Origin of the sequence: Mesorhizobium sp. L-8-10, assembly GCF_016756635.1 — a bacterium.
Classification (GTDB): domain Bacteria; phylum Pseudomonadota; class Alphaproteobacteria; order Rhizobiales; family Rhizobiaceae.
This window is the reverse complement of the sequence record NZ_AP023263.1, coordinates 3,876,580-3,895,937: the sequence shown is the minus strand read 5'-3', so window position 1 is coordinate 3,895,937 and position 19,358 is coordinate 3,876,580. Positions and strand designations below refer to the sequence as shown.

The following is a 19,358-nucleotide window of genomic DNA, read 5'->3' as shown; positions in this document are numbered from 1 at the left end:
AAGGAAACAGTCATGGATATCCAACTTCTGATCGACGGCGCCGAACAGGGCGCATCCGGCGGCGCCACTTACGAGCGCAACGACCCCTTCACCGGCAAGGTGGCAACCCGTGCCGCTGCCGCAACGGCCGAGGACGCCGTGGCCGCCGTCGAAGCCGCCTCGGCCGCTTTCCCGGCATGGTCGAAGACGGGCCCGGGCGAACGCCGGGCCCTGCTCTTGAAAGCTGCCGACGTCATGGCGTCGAAGGTCGCCGAATTCACGAAGCTGATGCTCGAAGAGACGGGCGCCACCGCGCCCTGGGCCGGCTTCAACGTCATGCTCGCCTCCAACATGCTGCGCGAAGCGGCCTCCATGACCACGCAGATCTCCGGCGAGGTCATCCCCTCCGACAAGCCCGGCACGCTCGCCATGGCGATCCGGCAGCCCGCCGGCGTCTGCCTCGGCATCGCGCCGTGGAACGCGCCGGTCATTCTCGGCACGCGCGCGGTCGCCATGCCGATCGCCTGCGGCAACACCGTGGTGCTCAAGGCGTCGGAGCTATGCCCCGGCACGCATCGGCTGATCGGCCAGGTCCTGGTCGAGGCCGGCCTGCCCAAGGGCGTGATCAATGTGGTGACCAACGATCCGGCCGATGCGCCCGAGATCGTCGAGACCCTCATTGCGCATCCCGCCGTGAAGCGCGTCAACTTCACCGGCTCCACCGGGGTGGGCAGGATCATCGGCGAGCTTGCCGGCCGGCATCTCAAGCCGGCCTTGCTGGAGCTCGGCGGCAAGGCTCCGCTGGTGGTGCTCGACGACGCCGACATCGACGGGGCGGTCAACGCCGCGGTGTTCGGCGCCTTCATGCACCAGGGCCAGATCTGCATGTCGACTGAACGCCTGATTGTCGACGAGAAGATCGCCGACCACTTCGTCGAGAAGCTGGCGGCGCGAGCCGCCAGCCTGCCCGCGGGCGACCCGCGCGGCCATGTCGTGCTGGGTTCCCTGATCAGCGAGAAGTCGGCGAAGAAGATGGAAGAGCTGATAACCGATGCCGTCTCGAAGGGCGCGACGCTGGCGGCGGGCGGCAGGCGCACCGGCAGCGTGGTGGAGGCGACGGTACTCGACCGCGTGACATCTGATATGCGCGTCTATTCCGAGGAGTCCTTCGGGCCGGTGAAGCCGGTGATCCGGGTGAAGGGCGAGGACGAAGCGATCCGGGTCGCCAACGACACCGAATACGGCCTCTCCGCCGCGGTCTTCAGCAAGGACGTCCAGAGGGCGCTGGCCGTCGCCGCCAGGATCGAATCCGGCATCTGCCACATCAACGGCCCAACCGTGCACGACGAGGCGCAGATGCCCTTCGGCGGCATCAAGGGTTCGGGCTATGGCCGCTTCGGCGGCAAGGCGGCGATCGCCGAATTCACCGATCTCCGCTGGGTGACGATCGAGGATTCGGGCCAGCACTATCCGTTCTGAGCCGCCGCTTCTCGCCTTGACCCCATCAAAACGGGGCAAACCGACCCACCCCTTTTTTATTCTCGGCGCGAGATGGTCGTATCGACAGACCATCTCAGCTCTTGCGACAGAGCCTCATCGCACGACAGCCGGAGCCGTGAACGTATAGCCAACGCCATAGACCACCTTTATCGGCACGTGCATGTTGGTCTGCTCGCCGATCTTCCGGCGAAGGCGACTGACGACGGCGTCCAGATGCCGGTTGTCGAAATGGGCTCTGGGACGGGCAATCGTCTCTACCAACTCTTCGCGTTCACAAATGCCACCGCCATGTTTGCACAGCGCGGTCACGAGCGCGAACTCGGTCGCAGTCAATTTGAGCGAGCGCTGGTTCGGCGCGGTGAGCGTCCAATTTCGGCTATCCAGGACCCACCTGTCTCCGGCGCCATCCGCCATTTCTGCTTGATCACCTGTTCGCCGCAACAAGCTACGGATCGCCGCTTCGATCTCCCTCAAGGTACTGTGCTTGACGAGATAGATGTCAGCGCCGCTTTCGAAGCCCCGGATGCGGTCGTCACTGTCGCCGAGAGCTGTAAGCATGACGATGCCGCAGCGATGGGCCTCGCGGATTTCACTGGCCAACTCGAATCCATTGCCGTCCGGCAATCCGACATCAAGGATGATGACGTCGGGCAGTTCATCATTTGCCAATGCACGGCGCAGGGCCTCTGCCGTCGCAACTCCTTCGGCGGTGAAGCCGCAGAGGCCCAGGAAATCGACCAGGTCCTTGCGCAGCCGCTGTTCGTCCTCGACGATCAAAACGCGCGTCAAGTCATAGTCTCCTCTAACAGAGCATGCTCCGGCGCAGGCCTCAGCAAGGGCACGCGCGCCACGGCGGTCGTTCCACCACCTTCGTTGGAGAGCAAGCCCAATGTACCGCCATGATAGGCCAGCAGCTTACGGGAAGAGTACAGGCCAAGCCCGGTTCCACTCCCGGCCTTGGTGTTGGAGGCACGGAAGAAGCGGCGTCCAATCTTGTGCAATTCGGCTTTCGGTATGCCGATACCGCGGTCTCGTACCTGGATAACGATGAAGCCGCCGGCGGACCGGGCATCAATGTGAACGGGCTGATCCTCGGGCGAGTATTTGAGGGCGTTGTCGACGAGGTTGATGACGACGGTTGCCAGCATATCGGGATCGGCAAAAAGCGAGGTCGCCTCACCCTCCGTCCTGAAATGCAGGCGCTCACCTCGCCCGGTGATCTCGAAGTGCAACTGCACGTCCGCAATGACAGGTGCGATCTGCATCGATTCTGGTCGAAAGACATTGTCGCGGTCGTTTGTCATGAAGCGTTCGATCAGGGAGAACAGCCGGTCGAGTGCCTCACCAATGCCGGTGAGCCGTTCCTTCGTCGCGTCTCGCGATCTGTCGCCGACAAGGCTGATCATGTCGACGGCGTTGCGGATTACCGCCAGAGGGGTTCGGAACTCGTGACTGACAATGCGCATGAAGTCGGCCTGCTCTTCGCGAAGGGCACGTTCAGCCTCGAGGCTGGCATTCAATTGGTTTTCCAGCCTCCGACGTTCCAGCACTTCCCGCGACAAAGCTTCGTTCTTCTCGCGCAGGGCCGCAGAAAGTCGTGAACTGACCATGAAGAGAAGGCAGGCGAACAACGCGATCAGAAACAGAATGCCCTGCAACAGATACCAGGCGTTGCGATTGTTGAGGATCGCGATGTCCTGAGGGGCGCCCGGAAACCAGAACTCGATCGCGCTATGAACTATGCTGGCTGCCATGTACTCGCCCAATACCGCGATTGTGATCCATCGCAAGAGCCGGGGCTGTGTCCGGTCGCGCAGCAAGGTCACCGACATGACTGACATCATGATCACCGTGAAGAGGGTCGATGTATGGATGCGGACGGCGAGATTGCTCGGATCGACGGCAACCACGACGCTCCAGGCCAGGATCTGAAAGATCAGCAATGAAACACCGATCCAGGTGTAACGCGGTTGCCCGAGGAAGCGCGCCAGCCCTTCGGCAAGCAGGACCAGACCGAGCTTGATGACCGTATTGTGGAGCACGATGGACCATGCCGCAGGCTGCTCGCCCCTCAAGATCATCAAGAGCAGCCCTATGGCGATGGCCGCAAAGCCCGCTGCGAGAAACTTGAGCTCGTAAAGATGACGCCAAGCCAACCAGACAAAAATCCAGACTACCGCCTGCAAACTTGCGGTTGCCAGATCGACGACCAGGACTGTCTTGAGGTCGAGCATCGCTGAGCATTTGCACAGCGCTCCCGTTGGCGCAAGCCGCATAACCGCACAGCATTGTTGTCAGCAAAAAAGCGAAACCTAAGTAAAATAAAAGCAACGTCAGAATCTGTCAGAATTGTTGAGAATTGTTCTTTCGAAGATTTGGGCGCCCTTGATTCGAAAATCCGCGGGGCGGCCCGTGTCGAGCGGCGACATGCAAGGTTCTGTCAGAATTGAATAGTTTTGTTCGGTAGAATCCCAGGTGCCTTTTGCCTATCGTTCGCACCCATCGTGACCTTGCATTCTTTGGTTGCAGGAGGGCCGAGTCGAGGCTTTCGCGCGCGAATTGCGGCGAAGCTGGACTCGCTTTCTTCGATTTGGGGGGCTCATCGCATGAAGCATTCCGCGCGCACCGGGAAGGCCGCCGCCTCGCCCCTGGTCGATAGTCGTTCTCCGCTCGCGGACATGCGTTGTCTTCAGGAGCCTCCCAAGGCTGGAGCGGATGGCGACAACACAAGCACATCCACGGGCGGCGGCCGACCAACCTGTCTCCCCAACCCGAACCCATCGCATATACTGATCGTGTTGGCCCTGGGCCTGGGCGGCGCGGCCGTAGCTGGTCATGCGCATGCGGGCTGCGTCGCAGATCCAAACCAGACAATTGGCCAGGTCGACTATGGATATACATGGTCCGCCTGTTGGGGCGACAGTGGTGTCGATCACAACGATGAGAAGAACGGTGACCCCGGAGCGAACATAACGATCAACACCCAAGCCTCGTACACGGCCGGCGCAAGCCTCCCTTACACCATGCCGTGGGACTCCGTCGGCGGCGTCATCATGACATACACAATGGGCGGCGCCGGCGTCGACGAGGGAAGCGCTGGCGCCGGGGGTTCCGTGACGATCACCAGTCACGGCCCCATAACCCTGACCACCTCGACGGATCCAGGTTCGATCGGCAGCTTGATTTCGGCAACGAGTTTCGGCGGCTCGGGGGATTCGGACAACGACAACTACAAATCCAACGGCGGGGCTGGCGCGCCGGGCGGCGCGATAACGATCACCAACTACGGGGCACTGACCGTAGAGTCGCTCAACTCAAATACAGCCAGAGGCATGGCCGGCATCTCTGCCGTGAGCAGGGGCGGCAGCGGCGGCGCACAGAACAGCGGCGCGGCGGGCGACCAGGTGGGCGGCGCCGGCGGCAACGGCGGCACCATCAGAATCGTCAACACCGGACAGGTGAATCTCGGCAGCGGGACCAACCCGCTGAGCGGACTGGACTATGTCTGGGGCCTCGCCGCCGAATCCACCGGCCAGCAGGGTGGCCACGACAACGGCGCGGGCGGCGGCGGCAGCTCGATCGATATCACGAACGGTTCGTCCGGCAATGCATCCACCGGCGCGATCGGTGTATACGCGAACGACGCCGGCAGCGCGCGCGGCATCTATGCGCTGAGCCAGGGCAGCGACGGCACCGCTTCTAATGACCCGTCCGACAATGGCGGCGCCGGCGCAGACGGCGACCAGATCAATATCAGCACATATTCCGATATTACCGTGGTTGCCACCGGCGCCGGTGCGAACGGACTGTCCGGCGGCATCGTTGCAGTCAGTCAGGGCGGTAATGGCGGCGCCGGCACGGGGTCAACGACCGGAGGCCGCGGTGGGAACGGCTCTGCCTTCACCTCGACCCTGACCCTCCAGTCAGGCGCCACGGTTTCGACCCAGGGCGACTATGTCGTCGGCATAGCTGCGCTGGCTCAAGGCGGGCGTGGTGGCGACGGCGCAAACGGCGAGAAGAATAGCTCGGGCGGTAGAGGCGGTGCCGTCGGCGAGATTCAGATGAACGTCTACGGTGCCATCGAGACCGACGGCAGCCAGGCCTACGGCGTGCTGGGCGGGAGTGTCGGCGGCCTGGGCGGCAATGGCGGCGACGACACGGCCGTTGTCGGCACAAGCGGCGGCGGCGGCTACGGTGGTGATGCCGGCTCCGTCGGCGCGTATATGACTGGTGGCTCCAGGATAACGACAGTCGGGGATATTTCGGCTGCGGTCACCTTGCATTCGATCGGCGGCGGCGGCGGCACGGGCGGCAACTTCACCGACGTGCTTGGCGGTGGCGCCGGCAATGGCGGCAATGGCGGCAGTGGCAACACGGCTACCATCAACAATGCTGGCGGAACGATCGACACCTCGGGTGACCATTCCTACGGCATCCTGGTGCAGTCGATCGGCGGCAGCGGCGGCACCGGCGGTATCGCCGCCGGCTTGACGCTCGAACTTGGCGGCGATGGCGGCGACGGCGGTTCTGCCGGGACGGCCAGTGTCCAGAATACGGGCGCGATCACCACATCAGGCTATTCGGCGCATGGCATCATCGCGCAGTCGATCAGCGGCGGCGGCGGCGCTGCCGGCATGGCGGGCGGCATTCTGTCGATCGGCGGCACCGGCGGCACCGCCGGCTACGCCGGTAATGCCGAGGTCCGGAACTCGGGCGCCATCAGTACCGGCGGCGACGCGGCGATCGGCGTCATGGCCCAATCGATCGGTGGCGGCGGCGGTTCGGGCGCCGGCGCGGCGGGCATAGCGACCGTCGGAGGCTCGGGCGGCGCCGGCGGCTACGGCACACATGCCAGCGTCTGGCTCACCGGCGGCTCGATCACCACGCAGGGCGAGATGGCGCATGCGATCATGGCGCAATCGATCGGCGGCGGCGGCGGCAATGGCGGCAATGTGATCGACATGTCGGTCGGGGTTCCGGCGCTGGGCGTCGGCGGCAGTGCCACAATCGGCGGTAGCGGCGGGTGGGTCTGCGTCAGCAATGAAAGTTCCAGCAACGATTGCTCCGCAGGCTCTGACGCGCCGCAGGCCGTGACCATTGCGACCGCGGGCTCTGGTGCGGTCGGCATACTCGCGCAGTCGGTCGGCGGCGGCGGCGGCAATGGCGGCAACGCTACGGGCGGCGATGCCGGGCTCGGCAGCTTCCAGGTTGGCGGCGGCGGTGGCGGCGGCGGCTACGCAAATACCGTGAATGTCGGCTTCCAGGACCTTACCCTCACGACCCAGGGCTCGCACGCAGCGGGTATCGTGGCGCAGTCGGTCGGCGGCGGCGGCGGCACCGGCGGGTCCGCCAGTTCCTACTCCGCCGGTATCGGCTTCACGGCGTCGGTGGCGGTGGGCGGCACCGGTGGTTCCGGCGGCGCCGGCGGCTCCGTTCTCGTGAACCTGTCGGACAGCATCATCAGCACCGGCCAGGACGGCGGCGACGTGACCGACGCGATCGGCGTGCTGGCGCAATCGATCAGCGGCGGTGGGGGCAGTGGCGGCTCCTCGGTTGCCGACGCGCTCACCGTGGCGGTACCGACCGGCGAAGACGTCTCCCTTGCGATGAGCGTCTCCACGGCGGTTGGCGGTAGCGGTGGATCATCCCATGCCGCCGGCGCGGTGTCGCTGACCCTAGACGGCAGCACCGCGGTCTCCACGAAAGGCGCTTCGTCGCATGGGCTCGTGGCGCAATCGATCGGCGGCGGCGGCGGCAATGGCGGCAGCGCGTCGTCGATGGCAGCGACCGCCGGCATAGAAGACACGGTCAGCGCCGACATCGGCGTCTCGGTCGGCGGTTCGGGCGGCGGCGGCGGCAATGGCGGTACCGTCACGGTCGCGCTCAACGACAGCGCCTCGGTGACGACGGCCGACGACTATGCCAATGCGATCGTGGCGCAGTCGATCGGCGGCGGCGGCGGCAATGGCGGCGTCGGCAGCGTCAACAGCAAGCAGATCGGCGGCGGCTTCGACCTGGCGGCAACGGTCGGGGTTGGCGGCTCGGGCAGCGGCGGCGCCAGCGGCGGGACCGCGAATGTCAGCCTCGACGACGGCACCAGCCTGCAGACCAGCGGGACCGGCGCGCGCGGCCTGCTCGTCCAGTCCATCGGCGGCGGCGGCGGCACGTCGCAGGGCGTCAGCGTCGGGCTGTCGGCCAGCGACAGCCTGCCCGGCGGCGGCGAGGAAGCCGAAGAGGAACCCGGCGAGGAGGGCAGCGGCGCGTTCTCCGCGTCCGTCGGCGTTTCCGTCGGCCGCAGCGGCGGCAGTGGCGGTTCGGCCGGCGCGGTCAACGTCACCACGGCAGGCAGGATCGTCACCTCCGGGGCGGATGCGGACGGGGTGCTTGCGCAGTCGGTCGGCGGTGGCGGTGGGCTGGGCGGCTCGGTGGGGCAGGCCACTTCCGAAGATTCCGAGCCGCTCGACGACGATGGTGACAGCGATTGCTCCAGCGACGACGGCGATGGTGAATCCGGCTACTGCTTCAACGTCAGTGTCGGCGCTACCATCGATGACGGCGGCACCGGCGGCACGGCCGCCAATGGCAATACGGTCACGCTGACCCATGCCGGCCACATCAGCACCACAGGCGACTGGGCCGACGGCATCGTCGCCCAATCGATCGGTGGCGGCGGTGGTGCCGGCGGCACCTCCACCGCGTCCGGCAGCCAGGCGACGGCCAACATCACCGTGGGCGTCGGCGGCCGCGGCGGTGCGGGCGGCAATGGCGGCAATGTCGACGTCACCTTCGACGACAATGGCGACGGCAACGCGATCAACACCAAGGGTTACAGTGCCTATGGCCTCCTGATGCAGTCGATCGGTGGCGGGGGCGGCCAGGGTGGCGACGGCTCCGACCAGGCGGCCGGCAAGATCACCGTCGGCGGCGGCATGGGCGGCAGCGGCGGTGCGGGCGGCAATGGCGGCACTGTGACCACCAACGGGTGGATCAACCTGTCGACATCAGGCGACGATGCGCACGGCATCGTCGCCCAGTCGATCGGCGGCGGCGGAGGCGTCGGCGGTGCGGGAAGCAGCGCAGCCGCCGAGGACGACGAGAGCCACGCGATCGACCTCGTGGTCGGCGGCAGCGGTGGCGTCGGCGGCAGCGGCGGCGCGGTCGACCTCCGCATCGGCACCGATCTCAACACCTATGGCGCGCGGGCGTTCGGCCTCGTCGCCCAGTCGATCGGCGGCGGCGGCGGCATCGGCGGCGCCGGCGAGGCCGACAGCATCGGCTCGATCGTGGTGGGCGGCTCGGGCGGCGGCGCAATTAACGGCGGCGCCGTCACGGTCGATCTGACCTACCAAAGCACGATCCATACGCGTGGCATCGCTGCCCATGGCATCGTGGCCCAATCGATCGGCGGCGGCGGCGGCATTGGCGGCACCGCCTCGGGCGCGCCGCTCTCCTTCCAGGGCAACAGCCCCGGCAGCTACGGCGACGGCGGCGACGTCTCCGTCACGGTAGACGGCAACGTCACCACGGACGGCGACTACGCCTTTGGAGTCCTGGCCCAGTCGATCGGCGGCGGGGGCGGTTTCGGCGGCAACGCGACCAGTGCATTCATCGGCTCCAACGGCAACCTCTCGTCGAACGGCAAGAGCGGCGATGTGACGGTCACCCTCGATGCCGGATGGAGTATACAAGCGACCGGCGAAGGCTCGATCGGCATATTCGCGCAGAGCGACGCAGGGACGAACAACAACGGCGCAGTCAACGTCACTGTCAGTGGTTCCGTCACCGGCGGCTCGGGCGACAATGGCGCCGGTGTCTGGGTTTCGGGCAGGCAGGATAACGTGCTGACCGTCGATGCCGGAGGCAGCGTCGCGGCCGCTTCGAGGATAGCCGTTCAATATGCCGCCGGCAGATCGTCGCCCGCCGGCAGCACCTTGACCGTGCACAACTCCGGCACGATCAGCGGCAGCGTGAAAGGGGCGAACACCGCCAGCAAAGCCGTGTCCGGCGACATGTCCGCCGATGGCAATATGCCGCTGGCGGCCCGCTTTGGCCATGATATGGCCGTCTCCGTCGTCAACGGGACAGGCGGCCTGCTGACGGACGCGGAGATCTACGAGGCTGACGTGGTCAGTCATGGCCGGCTGGCGGTCGGGGATTCGGGCGGCGTCGATGCCACCAGGATCACTGGCGACCTCACGCAGGGCTCGGGCGGCGTGCTGGCGATCAACGCCGACTTCGCCGGCTCCCGCATCGATCGCCTGGCCATCGACGGGGACGCCACACTCGCCGGCAAGTTCGCGGTGAGCGCCGAGAGCGTACTGCCCGGCATCAGTCTGCCTTTCCTCACCGCCGGAGGCACCCTGGATCATTCGCTGAGCGACCAGTCGTCCATCTTCGACTATGCCGTCACCCAGGCCGGAAACAGCCTGTCGCTCTCGGCCGAGACGGCCCACTTTGCCGAACCCGGTTTCGCGCTGAGCGAAGACCAGGACAACGTCGCCGGCCACCTGCAGGAGATCTGGGACGCTGGAGGCGGCTCCTTCGGCACGCTGTTCGGGACGCTCGGCTCTCTGGCCGACAACGATGCCGACAGCTACGGAGCCGCCCTGTCCGACATGTCGCCCGGCGTCTCCGGCGCGGCTGCGGCCGGCAGCGTCGTCATGACACAGCAGCACCTCGATCTGCTGCTGAGCTGTCCTATGTTTGCGGCCGGCACCTCGTTCCTGATCGAGACGGAGTGTGCATGGAGCCAGGCCGGCGCCCAGACGCTCGACCAGAAGGCCTCGGGCGGCGTATCGGGCTTCGACACCACGACCTACTCGATGCAGGCGGGTGCCCAGTTCGAGGTGTCGCCGAACTGGTTCGTCGGTCTCGCCGGCGGCTATGATCGCAGTTCCATTCGCGGCGACGATGGCCGGGTCAACGCCGACGGCGACATCCTCTATGCCGGCGTCTCGGTGAAGCGCCAGACCGGCCCATGGCTGCTGTCGGGTGCCGTCGCCGGCAGCTACGGTTGGTACGACAACACGCGCACGATCCGGATTCCGGGCTTCGCCGGCCAGGCCGAGGGCGATCCGAATATCTACAATGTCAGCGCCCGGATGCGCGCAGCCTATACCTTTGCTCAGGACCGGTACTATATGCGGCCGCTGGTGGATCTCGACCTGATCTACACGCATGCCGACGGCTATCGCGAAACGGGTACCGGCGCGCTCGATCTCCTGGTCGACGGTTCCGGGCAGTGGAGCTTCCATGCGACCCCGGCGGTCGAGGTCGGCGCGCGTGTGGAGGTGAGCGAGACGACCGTCATGCGGGCCTTTGCTGCCGCCGGCGTAAGCTTCGGCAGCGCCGACAGCTGGGACACGACCGCACGGCTGGCAGCTGCGCCGGCCGGGGTCGGCCTGTTCGACAGCGAAGTGCCTCTTGCCAATGTCGTGGGCCGCCTGACCGCCGGTGTCGACCTCGCGAACGACAACGGTTTCGGTTTGCGCCTGAACTATCAGGGGTCGTTCTCCGACACCTATACCAGCCATGGCGGCTCGCTGCGCCTGAGTTACAAGTTCTAGCAGGGATCTCGAGCCGACGCCTGTCTCGGCGTCTTGTCACCAATCAACACAGCAAGACCCTGGCTGATTTCGATCGCCTCATGAAAGCGTGATATGAAGACCTGCAGTCTGTTTTTGCCGTTGAGCCTGCTTCTTTCTTGCCCGTCGATAGCCGCAGACCTCTACGTACCGATGACACCCGAGGCCAAGCCGATCGAGGCGAACGGCTGGACGTTCACGGTCGCGCCATACTTCTGGATGGCCGGGCTGTCCGGCGACCTGGCGCAATTCGGCGCTCCGACCGTCAGCATCGATCGTAGCTTCAGCGACATCCTCGATGACCTGGACTTCGGCGCAATGGCAATCGGCGAAGCCCGCTACGGGAGGGTCAGCCTCATCGGCGATGTCATGTACACCAGGATCTCCTCCGGCAGAGGCACTCCTCGAGGTGTCGCGGCGCACAGCGCGGACATATCGTCGGAGACCTTCACGGGATTGTTCGGCGCCGGCTACTCCGTCGTCGACCGTGCCGACATGCGCCTCGATATCGTCGGGGGCATCAGGGTCTGGTCGGTCGATACCGAAATCAGCCTCGATGGCGGCGTTCTGGACGGAGCTTCCTTCAGCGATGGAGCGACCTGGGTAGACGGTATGGCCGGAATACGTGGCCACTATTCGATCGACCCGAAGGTCTACCTGGCAGGCTGGGGCCTCATAGGGGGCGGAGCGGCCGATGTCGACTGGGACGTTGCCGGAGTCCTTGGTTATCGCCTCAACGACAGCCTTTCCGCACTGCTGGGCTACCGTGCCCTCGGAGTCGACTACAGCAACGACCGCGGCTTTGTCTTCGACGTCGTGCAGCAAGGACCGATCATCGGGCTTTCGATGCATTTCTAGGAATTCATATTCCGCTGCACCTCTCGTTTGTCGGCCGCGGTCGCCAAACACGATTTCCCGATGCAACGCCTCCTACCGCTCCGTGCTCCGCCCGAAATCGCAAGGGATGTGAGCCTCCGCCGACAGTGCCAAACGAGGAACACACTATGAAGACAGCCAGAAAGCTATGGATCAGCCTATCGTCCGCCACGATGATGATGGTGGGCGCACCGGCAATCGCGCAGCAGCAGGAGCCGCCCAACATCGTCGTCATCATGGGCGACGACATCGGCATGTGGAATATCGGCGCCTACCACCGGGGAATGATGGCGGGCAAGACGCCAAACATCGATCGGCTTGCCTCGGAAGGCATGCTGTTCACCGATTACTACGCCGAAGCGAGTTGCACGGCGGGTCGCGCGGCCTTCATCACCGGGGAACTGCCGGTCCGCACGGGCATGACGACCGTCGGCCAGGCCGGGGCGCCTGTCGGCCTTCCGGCAGAGGCTGTTACGATCGCCGCTGCGCTCAAGGACATGGGCTACACAACCGGACAGTTTGGAAAAAACCACCTTGGCGACAAGAACGAGTTCCTTCCGACCGTGCACGGCTTCGACGAATTCTATGGCTATCTCTACCACCTCGATGCGATGGAAGATCCCTGCCAGCCCACCTATCCGCAGGAAATGAGATCGCAAGTCGGCCCACGCAACATGGTTCACTCCTGGGCGGCCGATGTCGACGACCCGGCTGTCGATCCACGCTGGGGCAAGGTCGGCAAGCAAAAAATCGAAGATGCCGGCGAGTTGTGCCCCGAACGCATGGAAACCGTCGACGACGAGATCCTCGACAACGCGCTCAAGTTCATCGACAAGGCCGAGGCTGACGACAAGCCGTTCTTCGTCTGGCTGAACCCGACCCGCATGCATATCGTGACACATCTGTCACCCAAATACGAAGCCACGCGCAATTCGCAAAACGGCTGGTCGATCCAGGAAGCCGGGATGGCGCAACTCGACGACATGGTCGGCTCCGTGATGGAGAAGTTGAATGCCATCGGCGAGGCCGACAATACGATCGTCGTCTTCACGACCGACAACGGCACCGAACTCTTCACATGGCCGGACGGCGGGATGACACCATTCGCACAGAACAAGGGGACGGTCATGGAAGGCGGCTTCCGCGTGCCGGCGATCGTTCGCTGGCCGGGCAAGGTGCCGGCAGGCAAGGTCGAGAACGGCATCATCTCCGGCCTCGACTGGTTCCCGACATTGCTGGGGGCTGCAGGAAACGCGAACGTCGTCGAAGAACTCAAGCAGGGCAAGCAGATCGGAGGCACGACTTACAAGGTCCATCTCGACGGCTACAACCAGCTGGACATGATCACCGGCAAGGGACCGTCAAACCGGCGAGAAGTCTGGTATTTCGCCGAGAGCCAACTGGGTGCGGTGCGTATCGGCGACTACAAGTATCGATTCATCGACCAGCCCCAGGGCTGGTTGGGCGGCAGAACCACGGTTTCCGCGCCATACCTGACCAATCTTCGCCTCGATCCGTTCGAACGTGCCGGATGGCCCGACAGCGGGACCAAGGAAGGCTCCCTGCAATATTTCGACTGGTTCAAGTACGAATTCTGGCGCTTTGTCTTTGTCCAGGAGGAGGTGGTCAGGCTGGCCAAGTCCGCCATCGAGTTTCCGCCGATGCAGAAAGGTGCGAGCTTCAACCTCGAATCGATAAAGGCAAAAATCGCCGAGGCTCAGGCGGCCATGGCCAAGTAGCAGGCAAAAGACTTCATTGCGGGCGGCCACGGCCGCCCGCTCCACGCGCATAGTGTGAATTGTCAAATTGCGGCATAGCGCTCGACCGCCCGGTGCAGCATGAACACCATCAACACCTTCATTGCCAGGACGATCCGGTGGTTTCTCATCGTCTTCGGCCTGGTTACATCAGCGACATTGCCATTCGCGGTCGACATCCACTTGCTGACGCCGATGCTCGGCGGGCTGGTCGATTATACGCCCTCCAGCGTACCTGCCTTGCGGCATTGGGGGATCATGATCTTCGGGATCGGTGTGCTGATGGTTGTCGCCGGCTTGCGCCCGTGGCTGCGGTTCGAGACCATGTTGTTCAGCAAGGTAGAGAAGGCCTTTATGGTCTATCTCTTCCTCGCCAATCAAGACCAGCCTTGGGCAGCCGGTTATTTCTTCGCGTTCATCGTCGACGCAGTCATCGTCGCGTATGGCGTTCTTTACTTCGTCAGCGGTCAAGGCCGGCCGAGCACCTGGGTAATGGCGGACAACGCCGCAGTTCCGGGAGCAAGTCGCCCGGTCGTCAGGTGAGGCGCGGCTACAGAGTGTCGCGTGAATCCATCCACGGTACACGACGGGAGCGGTCGCGGGTGATCAGCGGCAACATATCCGCTTCGTCATCCACGGACGAGCGCACGCAGAGAAGCGGAGGGCGCACCGATCCGTGGATCCATGCCGTGACCGACCCGAAGGCCGCAGACGGTCGAGGAAGAGGATGGCACCCCGATCCACTCGCCCAGGCCCGCTCTGCACCGAAGCAGTCGTCCGCGATTTCACGGCACGGATTCTCGGGTCACCTGCGGCTCGCTGCGCTCGCCTCCGGGCCCGAGAATGACGAAGATCGGGCGGCGCTGTTGCTGGGCAACGCATGACTGACATAAGCCTTGCTTCCGTGGACGACTGCCGGCTTGTCACATCACCAGCACCAGCGAGCCGGTCGTACGCCGTTGCTCGAGGTCCCGATGCGCGTCCGCCGCCCGGGCGAGGTCGTATCGGGTCGGAGGCTCGACATGGACGACACCCTGCCGAAGTGCCGCGAAGAACCGGTTCACATGCGGGCCGAGCTTTTCGGGCGTGTCGGTGTAGTGCCCGTAATTGGGGCGCGACACGGTGATCGATTTCGACGAGAAACGGCCGAGGTCCCAGTCGCCGACGGGGCCCGACGCCTGGCCGAAACTCACAAGATGGCCGCATATGGCGAGCGCGGCGATCGAGCCGGAGAAGGTGTCGGCACCCACGGCGTCAAAGACGATATCGGCCCCTCGCCCGCCCGATATGCGCATCACGGCATCGGCGAAGTCCTCGCGCCCGCGAACGATGCTGTGGTGGGCCCCCAGCCGTTCGGCGATGCGGGCCTTGTCGTCGCTCGACACGGCCGCGATGACAGTCGCACCGAGATGCCTTGCCCATTGCACGAGAAGCTGGCCGACGCCGCCCGCCGCCGCATGGACGAGCACGATGTCGCCCGGCCGCACCTGGCAGACATCGTGCAGGAGGAAGCTTGCCGTCACCCCCTTCAGCAGCCCGGCGGCCGCGACATCGTCGGATATGTCGGGAGACAGATGCACCAGGAGATCGGGCACCATGTTGCGGCGCTCGCAATAGGCGCCGACGGGCGGGCAGGCGTAGGCCACCCGGTCGCCGACGGCATAGCCTTCGACGGCGGCGCCAACGGCTTCGATGACGCCTGCGGCCTCCATGCCAGGGGTGCCCGGTGGCCGGATCAGGTCGAAATAACCGGTGCGGCAATAGACGTCGATGAAGTTGACGCCGATCCTGCTGTGGCGGATGCGGACCTCGTTCTCCGCAGGTGCGGGAAGACCGATCTCCCGCATCTCCAGCACGTCGGGTCCGCCGTAGCGGTCCATGACGATCGCCCTGGTTCGTTCCGATCCCATCTGCGGCCGCGCCAACGGCACCGTCGGCGCGGGCCTCGTTTCAATGGGGCGCGGCGCGGCAGCGGGAAGCTCGGCGCTTCGCGGCCCACCGCCGAACAGCCGCCGGATCGCCGCGAAACCGGCCTGGTAGATATCTTCGGTCACCAGCTTCACCAGTTCGGCTCGGCGCTGCGCCGGCGGCTCGAATTCCGATTGCCACTCCCAGAAGGTCCGGTCTCCGTCCGTCACGGGCTTCAGTCGGATCGAGGCGACATAGCCCATCAAGGGCAGCGGCGCTTCGAGCAGGCAATAGGTCAGCGAGCGTTTCTCGTCCGAGAGCGAAAGCAGTTGCTCGCGCAGTTCGCCGCCGTCGGCCAGCCGGAAATGCCGGACGGCGCCGACGGCATCGACCGGGTCGCCGTTTTCTATCGCGCTCGCCGCAATCGCGGGATGCCAGCGCTCATGGCCGTTGAAATCGCGCAGGACGCGCCAGACTTCATCGACCGGCGCATCGATGACGGTACTCTGCCGGACCTTTACCATCGAACAAGCACCATCGATCGGGATCAGCGACCGAAACGCTGCTTGAGCGCGTTGAAACCCGACTGGAACACGCCTGCGCCGATCTGGCGGACCAGCGCATCCTCCCGCTCGGGCGCGCATTCGAATTCGGCCTGCCACTCGGCGAAGGTCACATTGCCGTCCGTGACCGGCGTCAGCGACAAAGTCGCGACGTAGTCCGTCACGCCCATCGGACTTTCCAGGATCGCATAGGTGCAGGACAGGTCGTAGTCGGAAAGCGCCAGCAGCCGCTCCCTGATGCGTCCGCCGTCCTTCAGCGCGAAATTGCGGATGCAGCCGACCTGGTCGGCCTTCGCATTCTGCTCGATGCGGCTCTCCGTCACGAAGGGCGTCCAATCGGGCAGGCCATTGAAATCGCGCACAACCTTCCACACCTCGGCCGCCGGCGCGCCGATGATGGTCGAGACATAGACTTTCGGCATCTTCCGGTCAGGCCCCGTCAGTGATCGTGATCGTCGTCGTCACGGTCGTCCCTGCCATTCGAGCTTTTTCCGCCCTTCTTGTCTCGGGACAGGCTGGCGATATCCTTGGCGTCGCGCAGCACGTCGGTCATCCTGCCGAGCGACCCGCCTTCGATGCCGATCTCCTTCATGAGGTTGTCGATCATCGGCGCCTGCACACGATAACGAAGCGCGGAATCGATCACCTCGTCGGTGACGTTGCGGCTGCCGCCGACGCCATTGCCCATGCCGTCGACATGGAGGATCTTGATGCCGTCGATCTTCTCCATCGGCTTCACGCTTTCGCGCACGATGCCTTCCAGGCGGTCGAGCAGCTTGCCGCGCAGGCGTCCGGCGCGTGCGTCGTCCGACAAAAGGTTCTCCGCCTCGTTGAGCTGGCGCTGGCCGGCGGCATCGACCTCGTAACGCTGCGCGGCCGCAAGAGCGCGGATCTTCTCGGCATCGGCGGAAGCCGTCGCGGCGATCTTCTGGGCCTCCGCCAGGCTCTTGGCCGCCTTCATCTCGGCCTCGGCAGCCGCCGTCACGCGCAGCGCCTCGCGTTCGGCCTCGCGCTGCGCGGCGATCAGCTCGGTCAGCTTGCGGCGCTCCGCGATCTCGCGCTCGCGCGCGGTGAAGGCCTGCTCCTCGGCCTGGATCGCCTTGGCGCGGACGGCCTCCGCAGCGGCAAGAGCGGCCGAGCGTTCCTGCGTCTTCTTGGCGATGTCGATCGCCTTCTGGATTTCCGCGATCTCGACCTTCTGGTCGCGGTCGACGGCGAGCTGGCGCAGGTCGCGCTCCTTGATGAGTTTGGCCTCCTCGATGCCGCGCTCCGTGGTGATCCTCGCCCGCTCGACCTCCTCCGCGGCAGCGATCTCGGCCTCCTCGAAGGCCTGGCGCTTGGCGATCTGGAGAGCTTCGAGATGACGCTCGCGGGACAGCCGCACCTCATCGAGAGCGCGTTCCTGGGCGATGCGCTCGGCCTCGGTCTGTTGCTGCGCGACGATTTCGGCACGCCGCTTTTCGGCTTCGGCCCGCGTGACGTCGAGCGCCTTTTCGGCCAGCGCGACCTGCCGCTCCAGTTCCACCAGCTCGAGCGCCTTGCGCCGCTGGATCTCCAACTCGCTCTGCGCCCGCTCGCGTTCGATGCGGGCCTTCTCCAGTTCCAGTTCGAGCGCGATCTGCTCGCGCTCGGTCTTCTCGCGCGTCTTCAGCTCCGCCTCGTCGAGCGCACGCCGGCGCGCGATCTCTCGGCGCTGCGTCTCCTCCTCGGTCTTGATGCGCTCCTCGGTGATGGCGCGCTCCTGCGCGAGCCGTGACTTCTCCACCGCCTCGCGGGCGACGAGCTGCGCCTGCTCCGCCTCCTGATCCCGCACGGCACGCTCGCGGGCCAATTCGGCACGCTGCGCGGCGCGCCGCGTCTCGACCTCGCGCTCCTGCTCCAGTCGCGCATATTCGCTCTCGCGGTCGATCTCCAGCACCTTGCGGTGGGTATCGAGGTTCTGGTTGCGGATGTCGACCAGGGTGCGTTGCTCGATCTCGTTGCGCATCCTGCGGCGGCTTTCGATCGACTCCGTCAGCTGGGTAAGGCCTTCCGCGTCGAACGCATTGGACGGGTCGAAGAATTCGAGGCTTGTCTGGTCGAGATCGACGATCGCCACGCTTTCGAGCTCGAGCCCGTTTGCGGCGAGCGACTGCGACCCGATCTCGCGCACCTTGGAGGCGTAGTCGCCGCGCAGCTCGTGCATTTCCTCGAGCGTCATCTGGGCGGCCACGGTGCGCATGGCGGCAGCGAACTTGCCTTCGAGCAGCTCGCGCAGCCCGCCCTCCTGGAGTGTGCGGCGGCCGAGCGTCTGCGCCGCGGCGGCCACCAGCGCACGGTCGGCGCCGACCCGCACGAAGAACTCGGCAACAAGATCGACGCGCATGCGGTTCCTGGTGATCAGCGCGGTCTGGTCCTCGCGCCGCACCTCGATGCGCATCACGTTCATGTTGACCGGCGTGATCTCGTGCAGGACCGGAATGACGAAGGCGCCGCCGTTGACGACCACCTTCTCGCCGAGGAAGCCGGTGCGGACGAAGGCCGTCTCCTTGGTCGAGCGGCGATAGAGCCATCGCAGGACATAGACGGCGATCACCACGACGACGGCTGCGATGATGAGCCACAACAAGAATGTACCGAAAGCCTGCGCGGCCATTTTCATTCCTCCCCAACGGTCGCTATGCGGCGACCGGTCTCATTTCCAAAGGTCCATTCGCGAGTCGCGGATCGAGCGACGGACACGGACGTCGTGCCCTTAGCGAAGTACCCCTCATCCGACCTCGCTTCGCGAGGCCACCTTCTCCCACAAGGGGAGAAGGCCGGAGCCCAGTTTGGGCGCCGCCGCAAATCGCCAACGTTCGCAATTGGCCGAAACCTTGCTGCAGGCGTTCCCTTCTCCCCTTGTGGGAGAAGGTGGCCGCGCGAAGCGCGGTCGGATTAGGGGTACTTCGGCGGCTACGATCCAGGTGCGACCAGGGCCCGGTCCTGTAAAATACTGGATTTTTACAGGACGAGGCCAGTTTCCGGATATCGCGCCTTTCGGCGTGATCGGATCGGCGCGGCCGTGGCAAAGCCTGCCCAGCGGGACGCGGGGCGCAAGACCTCAACAGTGAAACGATGCGTCGGAAAATCGCCGATGCCGGCGGCCACGTCAATCGGGGACGCCGGGGGGACATCAAGAATTGATCGGGCACGACAGATGTGCCGGCATC

At 65.2% G+C, this 19,358-nt stretch carries 10 protein-coding genes; 5 read left to right on the top strand and 5 right to left on the bottom strand.

Translation table 11 applies throughout. The features are described from left to right. Positions 1–12 precede the first annotated feature (12 nt). Complete coding sequence (locus tag JN280_RS18035; RefSeq protein WP_202314020.1) at positions 13–1,458, top strand: aldehyde dehydrogenase; 1,446 nt, start codon at positions 13–15, stop codon at positions 1,456–1,458. Between the two features lie 114 nt (positions 1,459–1,572). Here the strand turns inward: JN280_RS18035 and JN280_RS18030 are convergent, their stop codons facing one another. Beyond that, a complete protein-coding gene (locus tag JN280_RS18030) occupies positions 1,573–2,268 on the bottom strand; it encodes a response regulator transcription factor (RefSeq protein WP_202314019.1) in 696 nt (231 codons plus the stop codon). Further along, positions 2,265–3,713, bottom strand: a complete 1,449-nt coding sequence (locus JN280_RS18025) for a sensor histidine kinase (RefSeq protein WP_244743389.1) — start codon at positions 3,711–3,713, stop codon at positions 2,265–2,267. The genes JN280_RS18030 and JN280_RS18025 overlap by 4 nt, the downstream gene beginning before the upstream one ends. 372 nt (positions 3,714–4,085) lie before the next feature. Between JN280_RS18025 and JN280_RS40010 the strand changes: the two genes are divergently transcribed. The 4 genes from JN280_RS40010 to JN280_RS18005 all read left to right on the top strand — a co-directional run bounded on the left by JN280_RS40010 (position 4,086) and on the right by JN280_RS18005 (position 14,239). Then, a complete protein-coding gene (locus JN280_RS40010) occupies positions 4,086–11,045 on the top strand; it encodes an autotransporter outer membrane beta-barrel domain-containing protein (RefSeq protein WP_446720828.1) in 6,960 nt (2,319 codons plus the stop codon). A 93-nt stretch (positions 11,046–11,138) separates the two neighbouring features. Beyond that, entirely contained in the window at positions 11,139–11,921 is a 783-nt protein-coding gene (locus tag JN280_RS18015) for a hypothetical protein (protein ID WP_202314016.1), read from the top strand. Between the two features lie 146 nt (positions 11,922–12,067). Beyond that, positions 12,068–13,678 carry an arylsulfatase gene (locus tag JN280_RS18010; RefSeq protein ID WP_202314014.1) on the top strand — a complete coding sequence of 537 codons (1,611 nt, stop codon included), beginning with the start codon at positions 12,068–12,070 and terminating at the stop codon, positions 13,676–13,678. 99 nt (positions 13,679–13,777) lie between these two features. Further along, the gene (locus tag JN280_RS18005; RefSeq protein ID WP_202314012.1) at positions 13,778–14,239 is read left to right on the top strand and encodes a hypothetical protein; all 462 of its coding nucleotides are present in this window, start codon (positions 13,778–13,780) and stop codon (positions 14,237–14,239) included. 380 nt (positions 14,240–14,619) lie between these two features. Here JN280_RS18005 and JN280_RS18000 read toward each other — a convergent pair whose 3' ends face one another. From JN280_RS18000 to JN280_RS17990, 3 genes are read right to left on the bottom strand one after another with little or no spacing between them, the layout of a single operon-like run. After that, the gene (locus tag JN280_RS18000; protein ID WP_202314011.1) at positions 14,620–16,128 is read right to left on the bottom strand and encodes an SRPBCC family protein; all 1,509 of its coding nucleotides are present in this window, start codon (positions 16,126–16,128) and stop codon (positions 14,620–14,622) included. A 23-nt stretch (positions 16,129–16,151) separates the two neighbouring features. Continuing rightward, positions 16,152–16,589 carry an SRPBCC family protein gene (locus tag JN280_RS17995; protein WP_202314010.1) on the bottom strand — a complete coding sequence of 146 codons (438 nt, stop codon included), beginning with the start codon at positions 16,587–16,589 and terminating at the stop codon, positions 16,152–16,154. 17 nt (positions 16,590–16,606) lie between these two features. Further along, on the bottom strand, positions 16,607–18,802 hold the full coding sequence (locus tag JN280_RS17990; protein WP_202314009.1) for a flotillin family protein: 2,196 nt from the start codon (positions 18,800–18,802) through the stop codon (positions 16,607–16,609). Positions 18,803–19,358 lie beyond the last annotated feature (556 nt).